General features: G+C 54.8%; 1 protein-coding gene. It reads right to left on the reverse strand.

Going from position 1 to position 701, the window contains the following annotated elements:
• Window positions 1-701, reverse strand: a 701-nt coding sequence (locus WMO17_RS13090; protein WP_494337419.1) for a tyrosine-type recombinase/integrase, incomplete at both ends; no start/stop codon positions are given.

Genomic DNA, 701 nt, shown 5'->3' on the forward strand with positions numbered 1-701 from the left:
AGAGCAGAAGTCATGAAGATGGTACGGCAGGAGGATGCGGTTTTGGTGCTTTTCAGGATGAGGGAAGTGGTGCTGCGCTCCAGCTTGTCCGGGAATACCTTGATGATGCAGCCATCGTCCACTTGGTTTAGGGCTTCTTTTCGCACTCGCTGCATGGACTTGTTGATACGGAAGGTTCCGATGCCATCCGCAGCATCAAAATCCAGATCTTCCGGGGTCAGACCTACGATCTCGCCCTCTCGCAGTGCGCCCACCAGTGTGAGGTGGACTGCCAGATGCAGGATGGGGTCCTCCATGCTGTCCAGAGCCGCCCTCATTTCCTCTACCGTCCAGATGGTGCGCTCCTGCGTAGACTTCTTGGGGCTGTCCACGGGAACAGGGCTTTTGACAAGGATGCCCCACTCTACGGCATACTGGAAGGCAGTGCCCAGCAGCCGGTGCACCTCATGGATCGTTGTGCCGGAAAGGAAACGCTGCTTCTGCTTTTCGGTCAGTTCCTGCTTCTTTCCCTCGATATACGAACCGCAAGGCGTTTTGCTCAGGGTCGTATAGAGGTTTTCCATGTGGTAGGGTTTGAGTTTCTGCATCGCCATGCTGCCGATATAGGGGATAATAAGGTTCTGGATGGTGGAAAGGTTGGATTCGTAGGTTTTGGGTGCCCACTTGTGCTTGCTGCACTGTTTCGGTAGCCAGTCCATCAG

It is taken from the genome of Faecalibacterium faecis (genome assembly GCF_040096475.1).
Lineage (GTDB): Bacteria > Bacillota > Clostridia > Oscillospirales > Ruminococcaceae > Faecalibacterium > Faecalibacterium taiwanense.